22 protein-coding genes are annotated in these 23,848 nt (G+C 72.6%); 14 read left to right on the forward strand and 8 right to left on the reverse strand.

Features of this window, described 5'->3' with window-relative positions:
• Positions 1 to 8 precede the first annotated feature (8 nt).
• The 3 genes from AS850_RS06010 to AS850_RS06020 are packed head-to-tail and all read right to left on the reverse strand — an operon-like array spanning position 9 to position 2,571.
• Positions 9 to 1,178, reverse strand: coding sequence for a thiolase family protein (locus tag AS850_RS06010; protein ID WP_119868296.1), 1,170 nt, complete (start codon positions 1,176 to 1,178; stop codon positions 9 to 11).
• The gene (locus AS850_RS06015; protein WP_119868297.1) at positions 1,175 to 1,849 is read right to left on the reverse strand and encodes a 3-oxoacid CoA-transferase subunit B; all 675 of its coding nucleotides are present in this window, start codon (positions 1,847 to 1,849) and stop codon (positions 1,175 to 1,177) included. Before AS850_RS06015 ends, AS850_RS06010 begins: the two co-directional genes overlap by 4 nt.
• Complete coding sequence (locus tag AS850_RS06020; protein ID WP_119868298.1) at positions 1,846 to 2,571, reverse strand: 3-oxoacid CoA-transferase subunit A; 726 nt, start codon at positions 2,569 to 2,571, stop codon at positions 1,846 to 1,848. The genes AS850_RS06015 and AS850_RS06020 overlap by 4 nt, the downstream gene beginning before the upstream one ends.
• A gap of 152 nt (positions 2,572 to 2,723) precedes the next feature.
• Here AS850_RS06020 and AS850_RS06025 point away from each other — a divergent pair, with 152 nt between their 5' ends.
• From AS850_RS06025 to AS850_RS06055, 7 genes are all read left to right on the forward strand, one after another.
• The gene (locus AS850_RS06025) at positions 2,724 to 4,013 is read left to right on the forward strand and encodes a M20/M25/M40 family metallo-hydrolase (protein ID WP_119868299.1); all 1,290 of its coding nucleotides are present in this window, start codon (positions 2,724 to 2,726) and stop codon (positions 4,011 to 4,013) included.
• The gene (locus AS850_RS06030; protein WP_119868300.1) at positions 4,010 to 4,813 is read left to right on the forward strand and encodes a FadR/GntR family transcriptional regulator; all 804 of its coding nucleotides are present in this window, start codon (positions 4,010 to 4,012) and stop codon (positions 4,811 to 4,813) included. Before AS850_RS06025 ends, AS850_RS06030 begins: the two co-directional genes overlap by 4 nt.
• On the forward strand, positions 4,813 to 5,622 hold the full coding sequence (locus tag AS850_RS06035) for an alpha/beta fold hydrolase (RefSeq protein ID WP_119868301.1): 810 nt from the start codon (positions 4,813 to 4,815) through the stop codon (positions 5,620 to 5,622). The genes AS850_RS06030 and AS850_RS06035 overlap by 1 nt, the downstream gene beginning before the upstream one ends.
• Positions 5,619 to 7,103, forward strand: coding sequence for an APC family permease (locus AS850_RS06040; protein WP_119868302.1), 1,485 nt, complete (start codon positions 5,619 to 5,621; stop codon positions 7,101 to 7,103). The genes AS850_RS06035 and AS850_RS06040 overlap by 4 nt, the downstream gene beginning before the upstream one ends.
• A gap of 78 nt (positions 7,104 to 7,181) precedes the next feature.
• Positions 7,182 to 7,742: an SOUL family heme-binding protein gene (locus tag AS850_RS06045; RefSeq protein ID WP_119868303.1), complete on the forward strand. Its 561-nt coding sequence runs from the start codon at positions 7,182 to 7,184 to the stop codon at positions 7,740 to 7,742.
• Positions 7,743 to 7,858: 116 nt separating this feature from the next.
• Positions 7,859 to 8,848 carry a cytochrome b/b6 domain-containing protein gene (locus AS850_RS06050; protein ID WP_119868304.1) on the forward strand — a complete coding sequence of 330 codons (990 nt, stop codon included), beginning with the start codon at positions 7,859 to 7,861 and terminating at the stop codon, positions 8,846 to 8,848.
• 16 nt (positions 8,849 to 8,864) lie between these two features.
• Positions 8,865 to 9,278, forward strand: coding sequence for a GtrA family protein (locus AS850_RS06055; RefSeq protein ID WP_119868305.1), 414 nt, complete (start codon positions 8,865 to 8,867; stop codon positions 9,276 to 9,278).
• 315 nt (positions 9,279 to 9,593) lie between these two features.
• Here the strand turns inward: AS850_RS06055 and AS850_RS06060 are convergent, their stop codons facing one another.
• Positions 9,594 to 10,568 (reverse strand): squalene cyclase, encoded by a 975-nt coding sequence (locus AS850_RS06060; RefSeq protein ID WP_119868306.1) that lies wholly within the window; start codon positions 10,566 to 10,568, stop codon positions 9,594 to 9,596.
• A gap of 32 nt (positions 10,569 to 10,600) precedes the next feature.
• Positions 10,601 to 11,560: an EamA family transporter gene (locus AS850_RS06065; RefSeq protein WP_119868307.1), complete on the reverse strand. Its 960-nt coding sequence runs from the start codon at positions 11,558 to 11,560 to the stop codon at positions 10,601 to 10,603.
• A gap of 73 nt (positions 11,561 to 11,633) precedes the next feature.
• Between AS850_RS06065 and AS850_RS06070 the strand changes: the two genes are divergently transcribed.
• Positions 11,634 to 12,197: a CGNR zinc finger domain-containing protein gene (locus AS850_RS06070; RefSeq protein ID WP_119868308.1), complete on the forward strand. Its 564-nt coding sequence runs from the start codon at positions 11,634 to 11,636 to the stop codon at positions 12,195 to 12,197.
• Positions 12,198 to 12,257: 60 nt separating this feature from the next.
• On the opposite strand, the gene AS850_RS06075 is transcribed toward AS850_RS06070, so the two are convergent.
• On the reverse strand, positions 12,258 to 14,357 hold the full coding sequence (locus AS850_RS06075) for a GMC oxidoreductase (RefSeq protein ID WP_236940848.1): 2,100 nt from the start codon (positions 14,355 to 14,357) through the stop codon (positions 12,258 to 12,260).
• Between the two features lie 152 nt (positions 14,358 to 14,509).
• On the reverse strand, positions 14,510 to 15,541 hold the full coding sequence (locus AS850_RS16280; protein ID WP_164088402.1) for a LacI family DNA-binding transcriptional regulator: 1,032 nt from the start codon (positions 15,539 to 15,541) through the stop codon (positions 14,510 to 14,512).
• Between the two features lie 81 nt (positions 15,542 to 15,622).
• On the opposite strand from AS850_RS16280, the gene AS850_RS06090 reads away from it, so the two are divergent.
• The 5 genes from AS850_RS06090 (at position 15,623) to AS850_RS06110 (ending at position 21,954) form a co-directional block, all read left to right on the forward strand.
• Positions 15,623 to 17,230: a molybdopterin-dependent oxidoreductase gene (locus tag AS850_RS06090; RefSeq protein WP_119868309.1), complete on the forward strand. Its 1,608-nt coding sequence runs from the start codon at positions 15,623 to 15,625 to the stop codon at positions 17,228 to 17,230.
• Between the two features lie 91 nt (positions 17,231 to 17,321).
• Positions 17,322 to 17,699, forward strand: coding sequence for a hypothetical protein (locus tag AS850_RS06095; protein WP_119868310.1), 378 nt, complete (start codon positions 17,322 to 17,324; stop codon positions 17,697 to 17,699).
• A 153-nt stretch (positions 17,700 to 17,852) separates the two neighbouring features.
• The gene (locus AS850_RS06100) at positions 17,853 to 18,467 is read left to right on the forward strand and encodes a PadR family transcriptional regulator (protein ID WP_119868311.1); all 615 of its coding nucleotides are present in this window, start codon (positions 17,853 to 17,855) and stop codon (positions 18,465 to 18,467) included.
• A 35-nt stretch (positions 18,468 to 18,502) separates the two neighbouring features.
• Positions 18,503 to 19,189, forward strand: a complete 687-nt coding sequence (locus tag AS850_RS06105) for an ABC transporter ATP-binding protein (RefSeq protein ID WP_173795215.1) — start codon at positions 18,503 to 18,505, stop codon at positions 19,187 to 19,189.
• Positions 19,186 to 21,954: an FtsX-like permease family protein gene (locus tag AS850_RS06110; RefSeq protein ID WP_119868312.1), complete on the forward strand. Its 2,769-nt coding sequence runs from the start codon at positions 19,186 to 19,188 to the stop codon at positions 21,952 to 21,954. The genes AS850_RS06105 and AS850_RS06110 overlap by 4 nt, the downstream gene beginning before the upstream one ends.
• Before the next feature lie 84 nt (positions 21,955 to 22,038).
• Here AS850_RS06110 and AS850_RS06115 read toward each other — a convergent pair whose 3' ends face one another.
• Complete coding sequence (locus tag AS850_RS06115) at positions 22,039 to 22,845, reverse strand: FadR/GntR family transcriptional regulator (protein WP_236940849.1); 807 nt, start codon at positions 22,843 to 22,845, stop codon at positions 22,039 to 22,041.
• A gap of 85 nt (positions 22,846 to 22,930) precedes the next feature.
• Here AS850_RS06115 and AS850_RS06120 point away from each other — a divergent pair, with 85 nt between their 5' ends.
• Positions 22,931 to 23,839 (forward strand): proline iminopeptidase-family hydrolase, encoded by a 909-nt coding sequence (locus AS850_RS06120; protein ID WP_119870166.1) that lies wholly within the window; start codon positions 22,931 to 22,933, stop codon positions 23,837 to 23,839.
• Positions 23,840 to 23,848 lie beyond the last annotated feature (9 nt).

Genomic DNA, 23,848 nt, shown 5'->3' on the forward strand with positions numbered 1-23,848 from the left:
CGTCGAGGCTATCGCTCGAGGACGACGGCGAGCCCCTGGCCCACGCCGATGCAGATGGCGGCGACCCCGATGCCGCCTCCGCGACGTTCGAGGGCGTGGGCGAGGTGGCCGATGATCCTGCCGCCCGATGCGCCGAGGGGGTGGCCGAGGGCGATGGCCCCGCCGTCGACGTTGACCTTCTCCGGGTCGAGGTCCGGCCAGAGGCCGAGGCAGGCGAGGCTCTGCGACGCGAAAGCCTCGTTCAGTTCGACGAGGTCGACGTCGCTCCACGACTTGCCGGCCCGCGCCAGGGCCCGGTCGGCCGCTTCGACGGGGGCGATCCCGAAGACGTCGGGGTCGATGCCGGACACGCCGCGACCGATGATCCGGGCCAGCGGTTCGCCCGGGAGGGCCCCTTCGCCGCCGATCAGGAGCATCGAGGCTCCGTCGTTCAGCGGGGAGGAGTTGCCGGCCGTGACGCTGCCCGTCGCCCGGAAGGCCGGCTTCAGAGCCCCGAGCGCTTCGAGCGACGTGTCGGCGCGGATCCCCTCGTCGCGCGTCAGGGAGGTGCCGGGGACGAGGACGATCTCGTCGTCGTAGCGACCCGCGTCCCACGCCTCGGAGGCCCGGCGGTGGCTCCGCAGCGCGAAGGCGTCCTGTGCGTCGCGGGAGATCGAGAACCTGTCGGCCAGGATCTCCGCGGTCTCGCCGAGGGGGATCGACCACCGGGTCGGCATGGCCGGGTTGACCATCCGCCAGCCGAGGGTCGTCGAGTGGAGGGTCGCCGGGGCGGGGGAGTACGGCCGATCGGGCTTGAGGGCGACCCACGGGGCGCGGCTCATCGACTCGACACCGCCGGCGACGACGAGGGTCGCGTCACCGGCCTCGATGGCGCGGCTGGCCTGGATCACGCTCTCGACGCTCGAGCCGCAGAGGCGGTTGACCGTCGATCCGGGGACGCTCGTCGGGAGGCCCGCGAGCAGGACCGCCATGCGGGCGACGTCGCGGTTGTCCTCGCCGGCCTGGTTGGCGTCGCCGACGATGACGTCGTCGAGGCGCGCCGGATCGAGGTCCGGGTGGCGATCGAGGAGGGCGCGGAGGGTCGAGGCGGCCAGGTCGTCCGGGCGGACGCCGGCGAGGCCCTTACCGAGGCGCCCGAAGGGGGTTCGGACGGCGTCGTACACGAAGCTGGCGGTCATCGGTCTTCTGCTCTCTCGTCGTCGGTCTCGCTGGGGTCTATCAGGGGCAGACCCGTGAGAGCACGGAGCTCGTCGACGGTGGCGTCGCCGAACACGCGGCGCACGACGAGCCCCGCGTCGGTGACGTCGAAGACGGCGTGATCGGTGTAGATCCGGTCGACGCAGGCCACTCCGGTCAGGGGGAACGTGCACTCCGCGACGATCTTGGGGGTTCCGTCGCGGGCCAGCAGATCCGTCATGACGAAGACCTGCTTGGCGCCGATCGCGAGGTCCATCGCGCCGCCGACGGCCGGGATCGCGTCGGCTCTCCCGGTGCTCCAGTTCGCCAGGTCGCCGCGCACCGAGACCTGGAACGCGCCGAGGACGCACACGTCGAGGTGCCCGCCGCGCATCATGCCGAAGGAATCCGCCTGATGGAAGTAGGAGGCGCCCGGCAGAGCCGTGACGGGGATCTTGCCGGCGTTGATGAGGTCGGGGTCGATCAGGTCGGCCTCGGGCTCCGGGCCCATGCCGAGGAGGCCGTTCTCCGTGTGCAGGACGATCTCCCGGGCGGGGTCGAGGAAGTTCGCCACCCGGGTGGGCGCGCCGATGCCGAGGTTCACCACGGAGCCCTCCGCGATGTCGCGGGCGATGACGGCGGCCAGGTCGTCGCGCGAGATCCGGCCGCTCACGCCAGGGCCTCGCGTCCGGCCCCGGTCACGAGTTCTCCGTCGCGAAGCCACGGGCGTTCGCCGAGTTCGACCACCCGCTGCACGAAGATCCCGGGCGTGACGATCCGCTCCGGGTCCAGATCGCCGAGGGGCAGGATCGCGTCGACCTGCGTGATGGTCACGGCGGCGGCCGACGCCATCATCGGGCCGAAGTTGCGGGCCGTCTCCCGGTAGACGAGGTTGCCCCACCGGTCAGCGAAGCGGGCGCCGACGAGGGCGAAGTCCGCGTGGAGCGCGTGTTCGAGGACGACGTCGCGGCCGCCCACGACCCGCGTCTCCTTGCCGTCCGCGAGCGGTGTCCCGAAGCCGGTCGGGGTGAAGAACGCGGGGATCCCGGCACCGGCGGCGCGGATCCTCTCCGCGAGCGTGCCCTGGGGGACGAGCTCGAGTTCGATGTCGCCGCTGCGGTACAGACCGTCGAAGACCCACGAGTCGACCTGGCGCGGGAAGGAGCAGACGATCTTGCGGACGCGTCGGGCGGCGAGGAGGGCGGCCAGCCCGGTGTCGCCGTTGCCCGCGTTGTTGCTCACGACGGTGAGGTCGGTCGCGCCCTGGTCGAGGAGCGCCTCGAGGAGAGCGACCGGCTGACCCGCGAGGCCGAACCCCCCGACCATGACGGTCGCGCCGTCGGGGATGTCGGCGACGGCGTCGGCCGGCGTCGGCACGGTCTTCGAGATCGTCATCGTTCTCCTTCTTTGTTCGCCTGGCGAACAGGCGTGCGCCTGACGAACATCGGAGTCAGCGTAGCAAAGCCCCGGTGTAACAGTCATGTTTCGTGTCTTCCGCTGAGAAGCCGGAGGGGTCTATTTTCTAACCACTAAAGATTGGTTGTTTAGTGAAAGCCGCACTCTCCGCTCTCGACGACGCGCTCGAGACCCACGCCCCCGCAGCCTTCGAGCTGCTCGAAGACCTCGTCCGTGCCGACAGCACCGTGGGCCGCGAATCCGCCGCCGAGGAGGTCCTCGCCGACGCGCTCGCCGCCTCGGACTTCGAGCTGGAGCGACTCGCCGTCCCGGAATCGATCGGCTCCGATCCGCTGGCCGGGATCCCGCCGATGTCGTACGCCGGTCGCTACGACCTCGTCGGTCGCCGCGCCGGCTCGGTCCCGGGAGCCGCGAGCCTGCTCCTCAACGGTCACATCGACGTCGTCCCCGCCGAGGACGCCGGCGGCTGGACGTCTCCGCCCTTCGAACCGACCCGCCGCGACGGCTGGCTCGTCGGACGGGGCGCCGGCGACATGAAGTGCGGCTTCGCCATGGGGCTCCTGGCCCTCCGCGCTCTCGACGAGACCCACCCCGGCTGGCAGCGGGGCGCCCTGACGGTCCTCGCCGTCATCGAGGAGGAGTGCACGGGCAACGGTACGCTCGCGGCGGGCCGGGCCGGGGTCCTCGCCGACGCCGCCGTCCTCCTCGAACCCACCGAGCTCGAGATGCTCCTCGCCGGAATCGCCATCGTCTGGATCGAGATCGAGGTGGAGGGCCGCTCCGGACACGCCGAGGCGGCCGGTCGGTCGGTCAACCCGATCCTCGCCGCGGCTCCCGTCCTCGAGGGGCTCCGGCGGCTGGAGAGCCGGATGAACGACGAGCACCGCGGCGTCGGCGCCGATCCTGCGTTCTCGACGATCGAGGCGCCCTACACGGTGAACGTGGGCACCTTCCGCTCCGGCTCGTGGGCGTCCAGCGTCCCCGAGGTCGCGCGCATCGGCGTGCGGGTCGGCCACCCCGCGGCGTGGACGGCCGAGCGCACCGTCGACGAGGTCCGGGCGGCGGTCGCCGACGCGTCCGGCGACGACCCGTGGCTCCTCGCCCACCCGCCGACCTACCGGCTGAACGGCTACCGGGCGGAGCGGTACGCGCAGGATCCCGGCCACCCGTTCGTCCGTCGGTTCGCCCGGGCGCACGAGGCGGCCCACGGCGTCACGCCCGCGGCGGTTCCGATCGGCTCGACGACGGACGCCCGCTACTACCTGAACCAGTTCGACACCCCCGCGCTGGCCTACGGCCCGCGCACGCGCAACATGCACGGGGTCGACGAGGCGGTGGAGCTCCGGAGCATCGTGGAGGGTGCCCGGACGCTCGCGCGGTTCCTCCTCGATCACCTCGGCGCCGGGGAGGCACGGTCGTGAGCGATCAGCGGCGGCGGCGCGACGACGTGGCGGCACTCCGCCCGCTCGTGGCCGAGACGGCGGCGGCGCGGATCGCCGACCGCTTCGTGACGGCGTTCGCGCTCGGGCAGTTCGTGGTCGGCCAGCGGCTGCCGACGCTCCCGGAGCTGTCGACGATGCTCGAGGTGAGCCAGTCGACCGTGCGGGAGGCGATCTCCCGCCTCGCGGCCCTCGGCTACGTCCGCGTCCAGCGCGGACGCGGGGGCGGCACCTTCGTCGTCTCGCAGTGGGGGCCCGCGTCGGACTCGGGTGTCCGCCGTGCGCTCGGCGAGAGCTGGGGCACGGTCAAGGAGACCCTCGACTTCCGATCGCTCATCGAGCAGCAGATCGCGAGGACCGCCGCCCAGCGCATCCTGCCCGAGGACGAGGAGCGCATCCGCGCCGCCGCGCGGGCCTACCGCGACGCCGGGACCGATCGCGACGCGTCGCGGCTGGCCGACCTCGAGGTGCACCAGGCGATCGCCGCGGCGACGCACAACTCGCAGCTCGCCGAACTGAGCCTCCGGCTGCAGCACGAGGTGGGTCTCGGCTTCCACGGCGAGCCGTTCAGCGAGGACGTCCGGAGACGCGCCGTCGATCAGCACACGGTGCTGGCGGCGGCCGTGCTCGAGCGTCGCCCGGAGGACGCCGAGCGACTCGCCCGCGAGCACTTCGCCCTGACCGAGGAGCTGCTGACGGCACTCCACGACCGCACCACCGCACTGAACCCGGACGACCCGCAGATCCTGCGGAACCCGCAGAACCCGAACGAAGGAGCCTGATGCCCACCGCATCCGTGAACGGAATCGAGATCGACTACCTCCTCGAGGGGGAGGGGGAGCGGACCGTCGTGCTGGTCAACGGCCTGGCCGACGAGAAGGAGACCTGGGCCTACCAGACACCGGCGCTGCTCGAGGCCGGCTACCGCGTGCTGACCTTCGACAACCGGGGCGTCGGAGCCACGTCCAAGCCCGCGGGGCCGTACACGACCGAGCTCCTCGCCGACGACACGAAGGCCCTCGTCGACACCCTCGGCATCACCGACTTCCACCTCCTCGGGGTCTCGATGGGCGGGATGATCGTCCAGGAGTACGCCCTCAAGCACCCCGCCGACCTCCGTTCGCTGACCCTCGCGTGCACGTACGCGGCCCCCGGTCCGTTCTGCTCCCGGATGTTCTCGATGTGGGAGGACCTCGCCCCCGTGATGGGCGTTCCCTTCGTCATGCGCGACGTGACCCTGTGGGCGTTCACGCTCGACTTCTTCCGGACGAGGGAGGACGAGCTCGCCGAGTTCGAGACCGGCATGAAGCACCTGAACATGCCGACCCCGGCGTATCTCGCGCAGCTCTCCGCGATCCAGACGCACGACACGACGGCCCGCCTCCCGGGCCTCGCCGTGCCGACGCTCGTCCTCGCCGGCGACGAGGACATCCTCATCCCGACCGCCCTCTCCCACGACCTGCACGAGCTCGTCCCCGGCTCCCGCTGGGAGACCACCCGGGGCGGTCACGGCTGCGTCTGGGAGCACCCCGACGACTTCAACACCACCCTCCTCCGCTTCCTGACCGAGATCGAAAGGACCACCCCGTGACCGACGCGATTGCCGAGACGGAAACGCTCAGCTCCAAGAAGCTGGGTCTCCTCGGCGTGCTGATGCCGGGCGTGGCGCAGATCGCGCCCGCCTTCAACCTGTTCTTCACGACGGCCGTCATGGCGTCCCTCGCGGGGCCGTCGGTTCCGCTCGTCTTCCTCATCTCGATGGTCGGCATGCTCGCGACGGCGCTCAGCCTCGCCCAGTTCTCGAGCATCTACCCGAGTGCGGGCTCCTTCGTCACCTACATCAGCCGGGCCCTCGGAGCGCGGGTGGCGACGGCGATCGGCGTCATCACGATCGTCGGCTACATGATCACGTTCGGCGGCATCTACATCTTCGCCGGGCAGTACATCGTCGCGAACGTGTTCGGGGTGACGACCGCGGGAGCGGGAGTGAACCTCCTCACGGTCGCCATCACGCTCGTCTACGGCGTCATCGTCACGGTGCCCGTCATCATTGGGCTGCAGTTCGGCGTGCGCGTGACCGTGGTGCTGTATCTGATCGAGGTCGTCGTCCTCCTCGTCATCAGCCTCGCCGTGGTGCTGCAGGGCGGCGCCGAGGGGCTCTCCGCGGTGCCGTTCACCTGGCCGAAGGGCACGGAGGCGTCGAACATCTTCATCACGTTCGGCCTGGCCGTCGTCGCGTTCGGCGGTTTCGAGGCCTCGGCGCCGCTGGCGGAGGAGACGGACAACCCGCGCCGCAACGTCCCGATCGGCCTCGTCGGATCGGTCCTCATCTCGGGGTTCCTCTACGTGCTCGGCTCCTACGCCGTCATCTCGGCCTTCGGCGTGAACCACGTCGGCGACTTCGCGAAGGACCCCAACCCGTTCGCCACCGCGACCGTGCGCTTCCTGCACGTGTCGAGCAGCTTCGCGGTCCCCTTCCTCGTGGCCGTGTTCCTCGTCAGCCTCACCTCCTCCTACATCTCCGCGAACACGCAGACGGCCCGCGTTCTGTTCGCCGGTGCCCGCGGGCGGCTCTGGCCCGCCGTCCTCGACCGGACGCACCCGCGCTACAAGACCCCGTGGGTCGCGGGCATCGCGTTCGTCGTGCCGAGCCTCGTCATCGGCTGCGTCATGCAGTTCGTCGACCCGGCGGAAGCGGGCAGCGTCCTCCCGACGCTCGGCATCTTCGGGGTGGTGATCATGTACTTCGTGGCGAACCTCGCCCTGATCGTCCAGTTCTTCCGCCTCCGCCGGAGCGGCGTCGCGAAGAACCCGCTGCTCTGGGTGGTGTCGCCCATCGTCGGCATGCTGGTGCTCCTGATCCCGATCTGGGGCAACCTCCGCCCGGGCCAGGGCGGCACGTTCGACTTCATGCCGCTGCTGTCGCTGCTGCTCGTGGCCGTCGGCGTGGTGTACACCGTCGTGCTGGCGATCACGCGTCCCGGCGTGCTGGCGGCGGCACCGGCCCTGCTGGAGGGCGCGGAGGCGATCGAGGGCGACCCCGTGCCTCCTGCGACCCGCCTGTCGGTCTGACGAGCGCCGCGCGGGGCGGGCGGTGTCCGCCGCCCGCCCCGCCGCGGCCGCACAGCGACCCGGCGTAGCCTCCGCACCATGACCGAGCAGCAGCCCTACACCGTCGTCCGCGAGGAGCCCTCGTTCGAGGTGCGCCGCTACCCGGAGCACGTCGTCGCCGAGGTCACCGTCAGCGCGGACTTCGACGACGCCGGCAATCGGGCGTTCCGCTTCCTGTTCGGCTACATCAGCGGGTCGAACGCCCGGAGCGAGAAGGTCGCCATGACAGCCCCGGTCGTGCAGGCGCCCGCCTCTGAGAAGATCGAGATGACGGCGCCGGTCGTCCAGGCACCGGGGCAGGATCCCGGGAGCCACGTCGTCGCGTTCGTCCTCCCCGCGACGCTGACCGAGGCCACGGCTCCCGTTCCCACCGACCCGGAGGTCTCCCTCCGCACGGTGCCCGAGGCCCTCGTGGCGGCGTCCACCTACTCGGGCCGGTGGACGCAGGCCCGCTACGACGAGCACTGCGCGGACCTCCTCGCGGCAGTGGCCTCGGCCGGGCTCACCACCCTCGCCGCACCCCGCTTCGCCCGCTTCGACCCGCCCTACAAGCCCTGGTTCCTGCGCCGCAACGAGGTGCTCGTCGACGTCGCCGGCTGACCGGGGCCGACGCCTGAGCCGAGGCCCGTGCGGCGGCGGGTACCGAGCAGGGAACTTCGGTATCGTCGTCGGGTGTTCACCGCCCGGCCGACCCCGACCCCGACGCACCGCGCCTCGTGAGCGAAGCGACCCGCCCCGCGGCTCCTGCGGGCACCGAACCGTCCCGCCATCGGAAGCTGCTCTGGCTCGTCCCCCTCGCCGTCGTGGGGCTCGCGCTGATCGTGGTCGCGGCCCGGGCTCTCCGCGAGTCGGGCGGCGGGCAGGCGTTCCTCGAGACGTACCCGGGGCGGTCCGCGCTGCCCTCGTTCGCGCCGGTCGGGTTCCCCGCGTGGCTGGGGTGGCAGCACGGGCTGAACGCGTTCCTGATGCTGTTCGTCCTCCGATCGGGGTGGCAGGTGCGGCTGACGAAGAAGCCGGAGACGTTCTGGATCCGGGACAACACCGGCCGCGTGAAGACGAAGGGCGCTCCAGTCCGGATCACGCTCGCGACCTGGTTCCACATCGCCGTCGACATCCTCTGGCTGCTGAACGGCGTCGTCTTCTACGTCCTGATCTTCGCCACCGCCCAGTGGACGCGCATCGTCCCGACCCGGTGGGACATCGTCCCGAACGCGCTCTCCGCCGCACTCCAGTACGCCTCCCTCGACTGGCCGACCGAGAACGGCTGGTCGAACTACAACGCGCTGCAGACACTGAGCTACTTCGGGATCGTGTTCGTCGTCGCGCCGGTCGCGCTCGCCACGGGCATCCGGCTCGCCCCGGGCTTCTCGGCCCGCTTCCGGCCCCTCGACCGCGTCTTCCCCGTCGCCGCGACGAAGCGCGTGCACTACTGGACGATGCTCGTGTTCGCGGTGTTCATCGTGATCCACGTGACGCTCGTCCTCGCCACGGGGGCGCTCAACAACCTCAACCACATGTACGCGGGCAACAACGGCGTCGGATGGAGCGGGGTCGTCGTCTTCGCCGCCTCCGTCGTCGTGATGGTCGCCGCGTGGTTCGCGCTCACGCCGCGCGTCCTCCGGGCGCTCGCCGGCCGGACGGGCACCATCCGGCAGCGACCCGCGCGGCCGCACCGGCCGACACCGCCCGCGCCGCCCGTCGCGTGATGCGGCGCCTGCTGCCGTGAGGCGGCTCCTGCGCGCCCTCGTCGCCGACGAGAGGTTCCGCTTCCTGGTCGTCGGCGGCATCAACACCGTCGTCGGGTACGGCCTCTTCGCCCTCTTCGAGCTGACGATCGGGCGCGTCGTCGGCTACCTCGGGAGCCTGTACCTCTCGTACGCGATCGCCATCGTGCTGGCGTTCGTGCTGCACCGGCGGTACACGTTCCGGGTGGCGGGGAGCGGTCGTGTGCTCGTGGACTTCCTGCGGTTCTGCAGCGTCTACGTCGTGTCGCTCGCGGTCAACACGCTGGCGCTGCCGCTCCTGGTCGAGGTGGGCGGGCTCGTGCCGCTCGTCGCGCAGGCGCTGATCGTCGTGGTCACCACGCTGATCAGTTTCTTCGGGCACAAGTTCTTCTCGTTCCGTCGTCGACCCTGACGCGCACAGCTCGCCCCCGCCCCGCCCGCCCGCTCCGCCCCCGCCCCCGCCCGGCGCCTCACCCCACCCACCCCGGCGGCGAGTGGACAGTTGCCGACGTTTTCCGGGCGTGAGGCGTCGGTAACTGTCCACTCGGGGAGGGGCTGCGGGGTGGGTCTCAGCGGTGGGCCGCTTCGGCGAGTGGACAGTTGCCGACGTTTTCCGGGCGTGAGGCGTCGGTAACTGTCCACTCGCGGAGGGGGTGGGGGGAATGCGGGGAGGGGGAGTGCGGGGGAGGGCACGGGTGGGGCGGGGGCTAGCGGGGGAGCGCGGGGGCTAGCGGGGGAGCGCGGGGGCGGCGTCGGTCCAGCGGAGCACCCGGCGGGCGGAGAACGTCAGCCATGGCGACGGCTCGCCCGGGGGCACGTCGACCTCGAACCAGACGCGGCCCGGGTCACGCAGCCCCTGATGCCACGTCCCGTCGGGGTGCCGCGCGGCGCGCACCGCCTCGACCGCCTCCGCGAGGCGCGGATCCGGGTCGCCGCCGTCGTGGATCGTCGCCCGCCGGAAGTACTCCGTGGCCCGCAGGACGTCGAACCGCCACCGCTGCGGGGAGGCCAGCCGGGTCGTCCACTCACCGAGCGGCTCGCCGGTGCGGAGGCCCCGCAGGAGTCGCCGCTCCAGCAGGTACTCCTCGCCGGCTCGCCGCGCGGCCCGGGTCGCGGCCGTGCCACCCGTCGCCTCCTCGTGGTCGAGCAGCGCTCGCAGCACGTTCAGCGTCGAGTGGAACGACGACCTCGTCGACCCCTCGACCCACTCGCAGTTCCAGCCGCCGTCCGCCTGCCGGTGCTCCACGAACCAGGTCGCCAGACCCTCCACGTCGGCGCCGAGCCAGAGGCCGTTCGACAGCGTCGACGCGTTGATGCAGCAGTCGACCTCGCCACCCCAGTAGGGCGAGCCGTCGTACTCCCAGCGGCTGCTGGCGGCGAGGCGCTCCGCGGTGCCGTCGAGGGCCGACGCGTCGACGCCCCACTCGCGGAGGGCGTTGAGGCTCCAGGTCGTCGCGGTCCAGGGCTGCCCGGGCTCGGCGCGCGCCTCCTCGTCGTCGAAGAACCCGGCCGGGAAGAAGGCGCCGCCCGCCCACTGGCCATCGGCGTCCTGCAGAGCGAGGAGCCTGGCCCCGAAGCCCTCGGAGGCGACGCGGCGTCGCGTCGCCCGCCAGACCTCCTCCGGCTCGTCGAGGAGATCCCGCTCGACCTGCCAGGCGAGCGACGGATCCGACTCCCTCAGCCAGCGATCGATCGCGTCCATGCCGACACGGTAGCCCCGCCGGGCCGTCCGAGCTACGGCACGTGCTCCGGCAGGGGCGAGCTTCCGGGCGCCTCGACCGGGAGCGACCGACCGCGCGCGAGCCGCACCAGCACGATCCCGCCGAGGATGAGCGCTCCGCCGAGGAGCTGCGGCACGGTCAGCCGCTCGCCGAGCAGGAGCCACGCGTAGAGCGTCGCCGCGATGACCTCCAGCAGCCCGGCGAACGACGCCAGCCTCGACCCCAGCAGCTCGCTCGCGGTGATGTTCGCGGTGTACGCCACGGCGGTCGAGACGATCCCCACCAGGAGGATCGGCAGCCACCACGGTGCCGAGGCGCCGAGCAGCGCGACGTCCCGGGTCGACGTCGTGAACGGCAGGATGCCCGCGGCCCCCGTCACGCCGAGGGCGGCGCCGCCCAGCACCAGCCCGAACGCGGCCAGTGCCACCGGGGGCAGCCCGTCGCTCGGCCGAGCGGCGAGCACGTAGTAGAACGCGCAGCCGACCATCGCGGCGACGCCGAGCAGCAGCCCGAGGGCGTCGAGCGTCGCACCCCTGGCGGGAGCGACCACGAGGACGAGGCCGAGGACGGCGACGACGCTGCCGGCGAGGATCACCAGCTCGGGCCTCCTGCGCGACAGGGCCCATGCGACGGCCACGAGCAGGATCGGGGCCATGTACTCCAGCAGGATCGCGGTCCCGACGGGGATCCGCTGGAGGGCGCCGAAGTAGGCGAGCTGCGTGGCGGCCACCCCGACGAGGCCCATCGCGGCGACCCGGTACCGGCCGCGCCAGAGGGCGTCCCACCGGCCGCGGAGCGACAGCAGGGCGATGGGCATCAGGACGATCCCGCCCACGAGGGCGCGGAGGGTGACCGCTGCCGCGGGGCTCCAGCCGGACTCCAGCAGCGGCTTGACGAGCGCGCCCGAGGTGCCGAAGGTGAACGCCGCGACGACGGCGACGACGAGGCCTCGGGAGGCGGAGGAACGGCGCACGGGGAGCTCCTGGGGAAGGGGTGTCGAGACGAGACGCTCCTGACGCTAGTGTGGTCGCGAGTAAGGAGTCAATTTGCATTTCGCCCCTGACGTCGACGAAAGCCTGGCGTTCGCCGTCGCCCTGGCCAACACCGTTCCCGAGGCGACCGCGAGCGGGGTCGACGAGCTGCCGGATCCTGCCGCCCTGCGAGGGTTCCTCGACGCGCAGGGGTTCTCGGGCCGCTTCGATCGCGACGACGGCGAGCTCCGCCAGGTGCTGTCGGTCCGGGAGGAGATCCGGCGGCTCTGGGGGCTGGAGCGCGATCCGCTGGTCGACGAGATCAACGTGCTCCTCCGCGAGGCCCGGGCCCTTCCGCAGCTCATCCGGCACGACCGCCACGACTGGCACATCCACGCCGTGTCGCAGGAGGCCCCGCTCGCCGTCCGCATCCGCGTCGAGGTGGCCCTGGCCCTCGTCGACGTGATCCGGTCCGACGAGCTCGGCCGGCTGCGGAGCTGCGCGGCGCCGGACTGCGCGGGAATTTTCGTCGACCTGTCGCGGAACTCCTCGAAGCGCTTCTGCAGTGTGCGCTGCGGCAACAGGATGAACATGGTGGCGTTCCGCGAGCGCCGGGGCGCGGCGGACGACGCGCGGTGAGGTACGCGGTGACGCGGCGGGTCGGCGGTGGCCGATCCGGCCGGGCGGGACGCGCGCTCCTCAGACCGCGCGCCAGCCGCCCGCCATGTCCTCGATCGTGCGGAGGGCCGTCGCGAAGACGGTGAGCACCGGGTTCACGCCGCCGTTCGTGACGTGGACCGAGGCGTCGGCGATGCGCAGGTTGTCGTGGCCCCAGACCCGGCCCAGCGGGTCGACGACGCTGGTCGCGGGGTCGGTGCCCATGCGGCAGGTGCCGGCCTGGTGCTGGCCGCCGCTCGGGCCGCCGCCCTGACCGGTGTTCTGGCCGGTGCCCGGGGCGCTCGCCGAGGGCGCGCCCACGGGGACGACGGCACGGGCGCCGGCGGCTCGGAGCCACTCGGCGCTCCGGGCGCTGAGGAAGTCCCGCGCCGCGACGTCCTGGGGGAGGAGCGAACCGCTCAGGTGCGCGACCGGGACCCCCGTGGCGTCCACCACCCCGGGGTCGACCCGGACGCGCGACTCCGCGGAGGTCAGCTCCTGGATCGGTCCCATCAGCCGGATCATCCGCCGGGCGAGGTCGCGCATCCCCTGCTTGGCGACGAGCCCCGAGACCGGCAGGAGCCCGGCCGACGTGAGGTAGCGGTACGTGTTGGCCGGGAGGGGCACGAACTCGTTGGCGATCATGCCGCCGCCCGCGAGCCCCTCGTTGCCGTGCCGGAAGTCGGTCGTGGCGATCGACGGCCCGGGCCCGATCAGCTCCTCGATCTCCTCGTCGAAGACCGCGGTGGCGCCGCCGTAGACGTGCCCCTGCAGGTGGCGCCCGACCTGGTCGCGGTTGTTCCCGACGCCCTGCGGCTCTCGGTCGCTCCGGCTGTTGAGCAGGAGCCGCGCCGACTCGATCGCCCCGGCCGCGACCACGACCTCGTCCGCGTCGACGTCGCTCTGCCACGCGACCCCGTCCACGGAGCCGACGAGCGTCGCCCCCACGATCCGGCCGGCTCCGTCGGTGCGGAGCCGCGCCGCCCGCGTCTCGAGGACGATCGAGCAGAGCCCGGTCTCGAAGGCCCTGGTGAGGAGCGTGTTCTGACTGCCGTTCTTGGCGTCGACGGGGCAGGCGAAGCCGACGCACATCGAGCACTGCGCGCAGGAGCCCCGGCCGAGGTACGGCGTGGAGTTGATGAGCAGGGGCACGGAGACGGTCGACCAGCCGAGCGACGCGGCGGCGTCGGCGAGGCGATCGCGCTGCCGTCCCGCGGGGAGCGGAGGCATCGGGTAGGGCCTCGACCGGGGACCGGCGTTGGGCTCGTGCGGCGAGCCGCTGACGCCGACCTCCCACTCGGCGCGCGAGTAGTACGGCTCGAGGTCGTCGTAGGAGATCGGCCAGTCGGCCAGGGAGCTGTCGTCGGGCGTTCCGTAGGTCGACGCCATCCGGAAGTCCTCGGGCGTGAAGCGCCACGCCTGCGCCCCGTAGACGCGCGTGCCGCCCCCGGCCGTCTGGGCGTTGTTGCTCCAGCCGCCCTCGGTCGAGTGGAGGACCACGCGGGTCCGTCCGTCGTCGAGCACGCGCGGGTTTCCGTCGGCCCGGGGGCCGGACAGCGGGGCGACGCCCCAGTCGGAGCGGGGGTTGCGGAGCTGGTCGGTCGCGAGGATCGCCGTGTCGGGCCACGACCCGGCCTCCACGACGAGGACGCGCCGCCCGGCCTCGGCGAGGCCGCACGCGGCGACGCCTCCGCCGGCGCCCGAGCCGATGACGATCGCGTCGTAGCGGGAGACCAGATCCTGCGGGCCGACGACGGTCCGCGGAGCGGGGGCGACGGGCGTGCCGGCGGGCCAACCGCCCGCGGGGCCGGGGCGCCACCCGATCATGCGCCACGAGGCGGCGTCGTCGTTGCCGCCGTTCGCGGGGTCGGCGTAGTAGCCCGCGGAGACGATCCCGGCGAACCAGTTCCAGTCGGTGCTCGACGCGGGGTCGGCCTCGTCCAGCAGGGCGGCGACGCGGGCGGTCCAGTCCGGGCGCTCGGCGAGGAGGCGCCCGAGGTAGCGCAGGGAGCCGGCCTCGGAGGCGGAGGGGAAGTCGTCGGCGGGGACGACCCGGTCGACGAGTCGGGTCAGCGCTTCGGCGTTCACGTCGAGGAAGGCCCTGACGGTGCCGACGGGGTCTGGGTCGGGGGTGGTGGTCACTCGGGTCTCCGGAGGTCGGGTGCCCGGGGTGTCCTGCACCCGGAGGACACGGGATCGGGTGCAGGGCCTCGAGAGCGGATCAGAACCCTCGAGGCCCTGCTAAACCGGTTTAGCGGTTTCCCGGGAAAAGTAGCACGCGCCGCGCGGACGAGTCAACGATCCGACGGGGGACCGATGCTGGCCCGGGCCTCCAGCACGAGCGCCGGGAGGACGACGTCGGGTTCGTCGCGACCGTCGAGCGTGTCGAGCAGGCGCCGGGTGAGGCTCCGGCCGAAGCCGACGATGTCGTGGCGCAGGGCGGTGACCGGCGGGACGGAGATGGCGCAGAGCTCGCTGTCGACGAAGGAGGCGACCGAGAGGTCGCGCGGAACGCCCAGGCCGAGCTCGTGGCAGGTCGACAGCCCCGCGAGCGCCATCCGGTCGTTGTCGAAGACGAGGAGGGTCGGGGCGGAGTCGCCCGACAGCAGGCGCTTGGCGGCGGCGGCCCCCTGCGCGGGGCCGTAGTCGGTGTAGACGGTGGTCACGATGGCGCCCGTCCGCGCCGCCCAGGCCAGAGTCGCCTCCTCCCGCAGGAGCACGGCCCGCTTGTCGCCCGGGCCGGTGATCCAGCCGATCCGGCGGTGGCCGCCGGCGAACGCGTGGTCGAGAAGGGTGCCGACGGCCGACCCTTCGTCCTGCCACACGGCGGGGACGGCGCCTCGTCCGGGGTCGCCGCCGACGAAGTTGCTCATCGCCGCCACGGGCAGCTCGAGGTCGCGGAGGAGGTCGAGGCGCCGGTCGCCCGCGTCGAACTCGGTCAGGAGCACCCCGTCGACGCGGCGCTCCGAGGCCCAGCGGCGGTAGAGGAGCTCCTCCTCCTCGCGGTCGCCGACGAGCTTCACGACCAGGGCGAGGTCCGTCTGCGCGAGTTCCAGCTCGATGCCGGCGAAGAGCTCCGTGAAGTAGGGATCGACCGACGCGGACTTGCCGCTCTTCAGGATCGCCCAGCCGACGGCTCCGGCCCGGGCGCCCGAGAGGGCCCGCGCCACCCCGTTCGGCGACCAGCCGAGGGCCGCCGCGGCGGCCTTGACACGCTCGCGGGTCTCCTCGGAGACGCCCCGGCGCCCGTTGAGGGCGTGCGACGCGGCACCCTTGCTGACGCCGGCCGCTCGCGCGACGTCGACGATCGTGGTGCGACCCGGCACGCTGCTCCTCCCCGTTCCCTCGATCTTAGGCCGGAGGGGGTGCCCCAGGATTCGCCGTGGTTCAGGACGTAACCTCGCACCATGACGCTTCGCGAGACCCCCGTCGACGAGGCCGCGGCCACCCCTGCGCCGAGGCCGCGCGTCCGGCTGTGGGCCGCGGCGACCGGGATCGTCGCGCTGCTGGCGTTCCTCGGCTCGGCCGAGGTCGCAGCCCTCTTCTTCGGCGCCGCGTCGAGCCCGTTGACCGCGGTCGGCTCGGCCGTGATCGATCTCGCGCCGCCGGGAGCCAAGCAGGTGATGGTCGCGCTGTTCGGCGTGGGCGACAAGGCCGCGCTGTTCGTCCTGATGGGCATCCTGCTGGTCATCATCACCGGGCTGGCCGGGCTGCTGGAGCACCGGCGGTCGGCGTGGGGGCGCTCGATCTTCCTGCTCGGCGGCGTCCTCGCGGTCGCAGCGGTCGTCACGCGGTCGGACGCCAGCGAACTCCAGTCGATCCCGGCCCTCGTCGGAACGGTGGTCGCGGTCCTCGTGCTGGGGCGGCTCGCGCAGCGGCTGCAGCGCTGGGAGCGGGCGACGTCGGGAGGGGGTCCGGCGGTCCCCGCTCTGCGCTCGCCGGGGCTCGAGCGACGCGACTTCCTGCGCCTCGCCGGGGTCGCCGCCGCGGCCGCGGTGGTTCTCGGGGCCGGCGCGCGGGTGATCCAGGCCGCCCAGGTCAACGCCGCTGCCCTCCGGGCGAGGATCCGGCTCCCGCGCGCGGCGGTCGCCGAGGAGGCCGTCCCCTCGGGCGCCTCGCTCGACGTGGCGGGCATCACCCCCTACGTGACGCCGACGAGCGACTTCTACCGGATCGACACGGCCCTCTCCATCCCGCAGATCGACCCCTCCTCCTGGACGCTCGAGATCACCGGCATGGTCGAGAAGAAGGTCTCGCTGACCTTCGACCAGCTCCTCGCCAAGCCGCTGGTCGAGCACATGGCCACTCTCAGCTGCGTCTCGAACGAGGTGGGCGGCGACCTCGTCGGCAACGCCCTCTGGCTCGGCTACCCGATCCGCGACCTCCTGGCGGAGGCGAAGCCCCGAGCCGGAGCCGACATGGTGCTCTCGCGGAGCATCGACGGGTTCACGGCGTCGACCCCGCTCTCGGTCCTGCAGGATGCCGGGACCGATGCCCTCCTCGCCGTCGGCATGAACGGCCAGCCGCTCCCGCTCCAGCACGGCTTCCCGGCGCGCCTCGTGGTCCCGGGTCTCTACGGCTACGTGTCGGCCACGAAGTGGGTGGTGTCGCTCGAGGTCACGACCTTCGCGGCGACCACCGCGTACTGGACCACGCGCGGCTACTCCGCGAAGGCGCCCGTGAAACTCCAGTCGCGGGTCGACACCCCGACGCAGGGCGCCAGTCTCCGCGCGGGCACCATCGCCGTCGCGGGAGTCGCCTGGGAGCCTCACGTGGGCGTCGCCAAGGTCGAGGTCAGGATCGACGAGGGCGACTGGGTCGAGGCCACGCTCGCCGACTCCGTCTCCGACGACACCTGGCGGCAGTGGGTCTACCGCTGGGACGCCACCGCCGGCAGCCACGGCATCGAGGTGCGCGCCACGAACAAGGACGGCGTGACCCAGTCGAGCACCCCTGTCGCTCCCGCGCCGAACGGCGCCGAGGGCTGGGACGGCGTCACCGTCAGCGTGAGCTGATCCCGGGGCTTCCGTCCCTGGTGCGCGCACAGGATCGCGCGAGACAATACCCGGAAGCCCACGACCGCCCGGCGCGAGCGAAAGGACCGTCATGGTTGTTCTGAGCTACGTGTTCTCGATGGTCCTGTTCGCCGTGATCCTTCTCGAGACCATCGTCAGCATGCGCGCGCGGCAGGCCGTCCTCGGCTCGCGGGAGCGGTACGTACTTCTGACGCAGCGTCGCATCCTGAGCTGGACCGTCAACGTCGGCTTCGCGATCCAGGGCGTCATCGGCCTCGTCACCGGCCAGTCGCTCGCGACCCTCAGCCTCGCCTTCGCCGTCTACCTGTCCTGGGTGGAGGTCAAGAACCACTCCGACGACGACGACTGGTTCAACGGCCGGATGAAGAAGATCGGCCGGGGCCTGAAGAAGGCGTTCACCGTCCGCGTGCGGGTTCCCGCCGTGGCTCCTGCCCCCGCCTTCGGCTAGCGCCGCCCGCTGCACCCTCGTGTTCGGCCGTCGCGGTGGTCCTAGGACCACCGCCGCAGCCGAACACACGGGTGCAGCGGATGCCGCACGCGGGTTACCGAGTATGCAATACTGGGTAGGCAGGCCACGGTGGCCGGCAGATGCGGGGGTCGCATGTCGATTCGTCAGAGCTTTCTCGCCATTCTCGATCAGGGGGCGTGCTACGGCTATCAGCTCCGCTCCGAGTTCGAGCGGCGGACCGGTTCCACCTGGCCGTTGAACATCGGCCAGATCTACACGACGCTCGACCGGCTCGAGCGCGACGGCCTCGTCGAACGAGACGACGCCTCCTCCGGCGATCACGTCTACTACCGCATCACCGCGGCGGGCCACGCCGAGGTCACCGGCTGGCTGACCTCGCCGGTCGAGCGCAGCACCGCCGCTCCGCGCGACGAGCTGGCGATGAAGCTGGCCATCGCCGTGACGCTGCCCGGGGTCGACATCGTCGAGCTCATCCAGGTGCAGCGGCGGGCGACCTTCCGTTCGCTGCAGGAGCTCACCCGCTCGAAGGTGGCCAGCGGCGAGCCGACCTCGGCCGAAGACCTCTCCTGGCAGCTCGTCGTCGACTCGATGATCTTCGCGGCCGAGGCCGAGGTCCGCTGGCTGGACCACTCGGAGACCCGCCTCGTGCAGGCGCGCGCCGCGGGGGTCGCCTCGCCCGTGGCCATCGACGCCACCCTGCCGAAACGGGGCCGGCCGGCCGCCGCACCGACGGGGGTGGAGTCGTGATCGGCGACGAGCTGCTCCGGCTCGACGGCGTCTCGATGCAGTACGGCCGTGGCGAGACGAGCGTCACGGCGCTCTCCGGGGTCGACCTGACGGTGACGCGCGGCGAGCTCGTGGCCGTGATGGGCGCCTCCGGGTCCGGTAAATCGACTCTCCTCACCGTCGCCGGGGGGCTCACGACGCCCACGAGCGGTGAGGTGATCGTCGAGGGCCACTGGCTGAGCCAGCTCTCGATGCGAGACACCGCGGCCCTCCGGCGCAGGAGCCTCGGCTTCGTCTTCCAGGACTTCAACCTGGTGCCCAGTCTCACCGCGATCGAGAACGTGGCGCTGCCCCTCGAGCTCGACGGGCTTCCCCTCCGACGGGCCCGCCGCCCCGCCCTCGACGCCCTCGCCCTCGTCGAGCTCGCCGACCGGGCCGACCGCTACCCGGCCGACCTCTCGGGCGGCCAGCAGCAGCGCGTCGCGATCGCGCGCGCCGTCGTCGGCGGCCGGGCGCTCATCCTGGCCGACGAGCCGACCGGGGCCCTCGACTCGACGACGGGGGAGGTGGTCCTCCGGATGCTGCGCTCCCGCGTCGACGCCGGGGCCGGCGGCATCCTGGTCACCCATGACGCCCGGCACGCCGCCTGGGCGGATCGCATCGTCTTCCTCCGCGACGGCCGCATCGTCGACCAGTCGCAGAGGGACACCGCGTCATCGCTGCTCGAGGGGGCAGGGCGGTGACGCGCCGGGGGGAGCGGCCGTCGCGCGGGGGACGCGCCGAGGGGAGGCCCGCGGGCCGCCGCTCAGCGCTGCGCGGCGGCCGCCAGGCGGTCACGGTCGCGATCCGGCTCGCCCGGCGGATGGCGTGGCAGTCGCGGGGACGCAGCGTCCTCGTGGTTCTGTTGATCGCCCTGCCGATCATCGGTCTCGCGGGCATCGACACGGTGCAGGCCAGCCGCACGGCCTCGCCGGCCGACACGGTGCGGCTGCAGCTCGGGCGGTCGGAGGCCCGGCTGCAGGTCGTCTCGGCGCCGGATCCCCAGCTCCGGCAGGATCCCCTCACCGACGACACCGTCCAAAGCGGCGACCCGACGGGGGAGAGCCGCGACCCGGCGGACGTCCTCCCGAAGGGCACCGAGATCCTGCGGGTCACCCAGACCACCGTGGTGGCGAAGACGGCCGGCGGCATCGGCTCGCTCTCGGCCTTCGAGGGGTCGGCGTGGGACAGGCGCCTCGTCGGGAAGTTCACCCTGGTCGACGGGCGTGCCCCGAACGCTGCCGGCGAGATCCTCGTCAGCCCCGGAGCGCTCGTCCGCCTCGGCGTCTCTCTCGGAGCGACGGTCGCGATCCAGGCGCCCCGCGCGGAGACCGTCCGGGTGGTCGGAGTTCTCCGGGACGCCGACGTCGGCGATTCCGAATCCGTCCTCTACGGGCGGGACGGTGCCTTCGGCGGCGTCTCGGCGCAGGATGCGCTGTCGTCGTCGAAGTTCTACCTCCCGAGCACGGTGCTCACCTGGCCCGACGTGAAGAAGCTGAACGCGCAGGGCATCGTGGCCCTCTCCCGCGCGGTCGTCCTCGATCCGCCGTCGGCGTCGGAGGCGCCACGGAGCGACAACGGCTCGGGCCCCGACGTGACGCTTATCCTTTCGGTCGCGCTTCTGGGCGCGTTCGCCCTGTTCGAGGTCTGCCTCCTCGCCGGAGCAGCCTTCGCCGTCGGTGCCCGCCACCGCCAGCGGAGTCTCGCGGTTCTCAGCAGCGTGGGCGCCGACCGGCGGACGATCTTCGCCGTCATGACGACGGAGGGTGCCGTGCTGGGGCTCCTCGGCGGACTCCTCGGATCGGGGCTCGGCATCGTCCTGGCTGCCCTCGGCGAACCGCTGATCAGCGGAGGGCGGGCGGCGCAGTACCCGGCGTTCCGCGTCGATCTGCTCGGGCTGTCCGGCATCGTCCTGGCGGCCGTCGTCTCGGGCCTCCTCGCGGCGGCGTTCCCCGCCCGGGCGGCCTCCCGGGTCGACATCGTCGCGGCGATCCGCGGCGCGCAGCGACCCCCGAGGCCGTCGTTCCGCCGGCCCTTCGTCGGAGTGTTCGTAGTGGCTGCGGGGTCGGTCCTCTCCCTGGCCGGGGGGATCGTCATCATCGCCAGCCGACAGACGGCCGACACTCCGCAGGCGGTGACGAACACGGGCATCGGGCTCCTCATCGCGGGACCGATCACGATGCAGATCGGGGCGATCCTGATCGCGCCGCTGCTCCTGCGCTGGGTGATGGCGGCCTTCTCGAGGCTCGGAGCGGGAGCCCGGCTCGGTTCGCGCGACGCCTCCCGCAACCCGTCGCGGACGGTCCCCGCCATCGCCGCGATCATGAGCACGGTCTTCGTCTCGGCGTTCAGCATGTGCCTGCTCGCCGGGAGCCAGGCCATGGGGATCCGCGACCATTTCTGGTCCGCGCCGCTCGGCCAGGTGCAGGTGGGGCTGACGCTCTACGACGCGACGGGGGCCCCCAGGGTCGACGCCGACCGGGGCGAGAGGGTCGCGTCGGTCCTCCAGTCGACGTTCCCCGGCACCACGGCCCGCATCGTCTCGACGTCTCCGTCGGCGTCGCCCGACGCGGACCCGTCCACGACGTTCGCGGCGCCGCGGCTCCGAGGGGTCGAACCCGGCCAGACGAGCGGCGACGGTCTGACGAACGGCGACCACATCGTCGTGGGCTCGGTCGACGATCTGGCCACGCTCCTCGACGCCCCCGTCACGGCCGAGGCGCGAGCGATGCTGGCCTCGGGCGGAGCGGTCGCCACATCGCCGATCTACGCCTCGGGCGGGCGCCTGACCATCGACACGTTCGCCTCCAGGGAGGATCTCGACTTCTCGAAGGCCGAGTCGCTCCGGACCGTCCAGGTCAACACCGCGCTGCAGCGACCCGTCCGGGCACCGGACTTCGGGCTCTTCCTCCTGCCGGAGACGGCCCGGTCGCTGGGGATCCCGTACCGGGCGACCGTCGTCATCGACCAGGTGGGCACCGGGGTCGCGCAGGCGAAGCAGGATCAGCTCGCCGCCGCCCTCCAGGTCGTCGACCCGGGACTCTACGCCGGCTACGAGACGGGTCCCGACCGGTCCGCCGCGAACTGGTCGTGGGCGCTCCTCGGTCTCACCACGGTGATCGCGCTGGGGGCGTCGATCGTCGCGATCGCGCTGGCCCGGGCCGACGGACGTCGGGACGACGAGACGCTCGCGGCGCTCGGGTCGCCGCCGCGGATCCTGCGGTCGTTCGGATTCTGGCAGGGGATCATCATCGCCGGGCTCGGTGCGGTGATCGGGGTCGCGTTGGGCCTCGTGCCGGCGTTCGCGCTCGGGCTGCATCCCCCCGGCGTGACGCACGGATTCGTCCCGTTCGACCCGCCGTGGCTGCAGCTCGCGGCGACCGCGCTGGCGATGCCGCTGCTGATCGCCCTCGGCGGCTGGCTGACGGCGCGGACCTCGAGGCCGCGGGTGTCGCTCCGCACCCGCTAGACCGGCCTGCTCCGCACCCGCTAGACCCTCGCGCTCGGCCGTCGCACCCCGCCTAGGACCACCGCCGCAGCCGAGCGCGAGGGTCTAGCGGCCAGGGCCCTCGAGGGCGGAGCGGGTGAGCGCCGCCTCGAGCAGCTCGAAGTCGATCTTCGCGTGCTCGCGGGCGATGGAGCCGGCGTCGTCGGGGAGGCCATGCACGATGGCGCCGACGAGGGCCTCGTGCTCGCGGAGCGCGCGGGCCTCCATGGCCGCCATGCCCTCCGGTTCGCCCCAGAGGTGGGCGGGAGCGGTCATGCTGATGCGCGACTCGAGATCGAGCAGGACGTCGCGGAGCGTGTCGTTCCGTGCCGCGGTGGCGATCGCCACGTGCAGGAGCGAGTCGGCCCGCTGCTTCGCGAGGCCCGACTCCGCTCCACGGAACGCCTCCAGCCGACCCTCGAGGTCGTCGACGTCGGCCGGCGTACGGTTCTCGGCGGCGGCCCTCGCGATCGTCCCGTGCAGGCGGCTGATCGCCTCGCAGGTGTCGCGGAGGGACGCCCACCGCGCCGACAGGGTGCGCTGGACGGAGTCGGTCGACGACACCGGCCACTGCGCGCGCACGAACGACCCGCCGCCGCGCCCCCGCTGGGTCTCGAGGAGCCCCCGCTCGACGAGGCGCGCCAGGGCGGCGCGCACCGTCATCCGCCCGGCGCCGAGGGAGGCCGCGAGCTCGCGTTCGGTCGGGAGCCGCGACCCGGGCAGGTACTCGCCGATCGCGATGGCCGTGACGAGGCGGTCGGTCAGGTCGTCGACCCGGGAGGTGGTGGCGAGCGGCCTCCTTAGCGCGCCGCCGCCCAGCGCGCCGAGCGCCGTCTCCGACTCGCTCGCCCCGGAAGTCGCCTCTGAAGTCACCTCACCCCGCCCTTCGTGTTACACCCACGTTAAGACACGAAGAATGGTCTTGTCATGAGACCTTTCCGTGGTCCACACTCTCGCCATGTCAATCGTCACCGAAGACACGATGCCGTTCCACGAGGGTGAGACCTGGCTGCGCGTCACCGAACCCGAGACCCCGACCCCCGGCGCTCTGCCCCTGATCGTCCTGCACGGCGGTCCGGGCATGGCCCACGACTACGTCAAGAACCTCGCCGCCCTCGCCGACGAGACCGGCCGGACGGTCGTGCACTACGACCAGTTCGGCTGCGGTCGCAGCACGCACCGGCCCGAGGCTCCCGCGTCGTTCTGGAACGCCGACCTCTTCGTCGAGGAGTTCGCCGCCCTCGTGGAGCACCTCGGGTTCGCCGAGTACCACGTGCTCGGGCAGTCCTGGGGCGGGATGCTCGGGGCCGAGATCGCCGTCACCCGCCCTGTCGGCCTCCGCTCGCTCGCCATCTGCAACTCGCCCGCGTCGATGCAGCTCTGGGTCGAGGGGGCCGCCGAGCTCCGTTCCGCGCTGCCCGCCGAGACGCAGGAGGCGCTCGACCGTCACGAGAGCGCCGGAACCACCGACGACCCGGAGTACCTCGCGGCGACCGCCGTCTTCTACGAGCGCCACGTCTGCAGGATCACCCCCACGCCGCAGGACTTCGCCGACAGCGAGGCGCAGATGGAGCACGAGCCGACGGTCTACCACACGATGAACGGCCCGAACGAGTTCCACGTGATCGGGACCATGCGCGACTGGACCATCGTCGACCGCCTCGGCGAGGTCACCGCGCCGACCCTCGTCGTCGCCGGCGAGTTCGACGAGGCCACGCCCGCCACCTGGCAGCCCTTCGTCGACGGGATCGCAGGAGCCACCTCCCACGTCTTCCCGGGCGCCAGCCACTGCACGCACCTCGAGCAGCCCGAAGCCTTCCGCGACGTCATCTCCGGGTTTCTCGCCCGGAACGACGCCACCGCCTGATCCCGCCCC

It is taken from the genome of Frondihabitans sp. 762G35 (genome assembly GCF_002074055.1).
Classification (GTDB): Bacteria; Actinomycetota; Actinomycetes; order Actinomycetales; family Microbacteriaceae; genus Frondihabitans.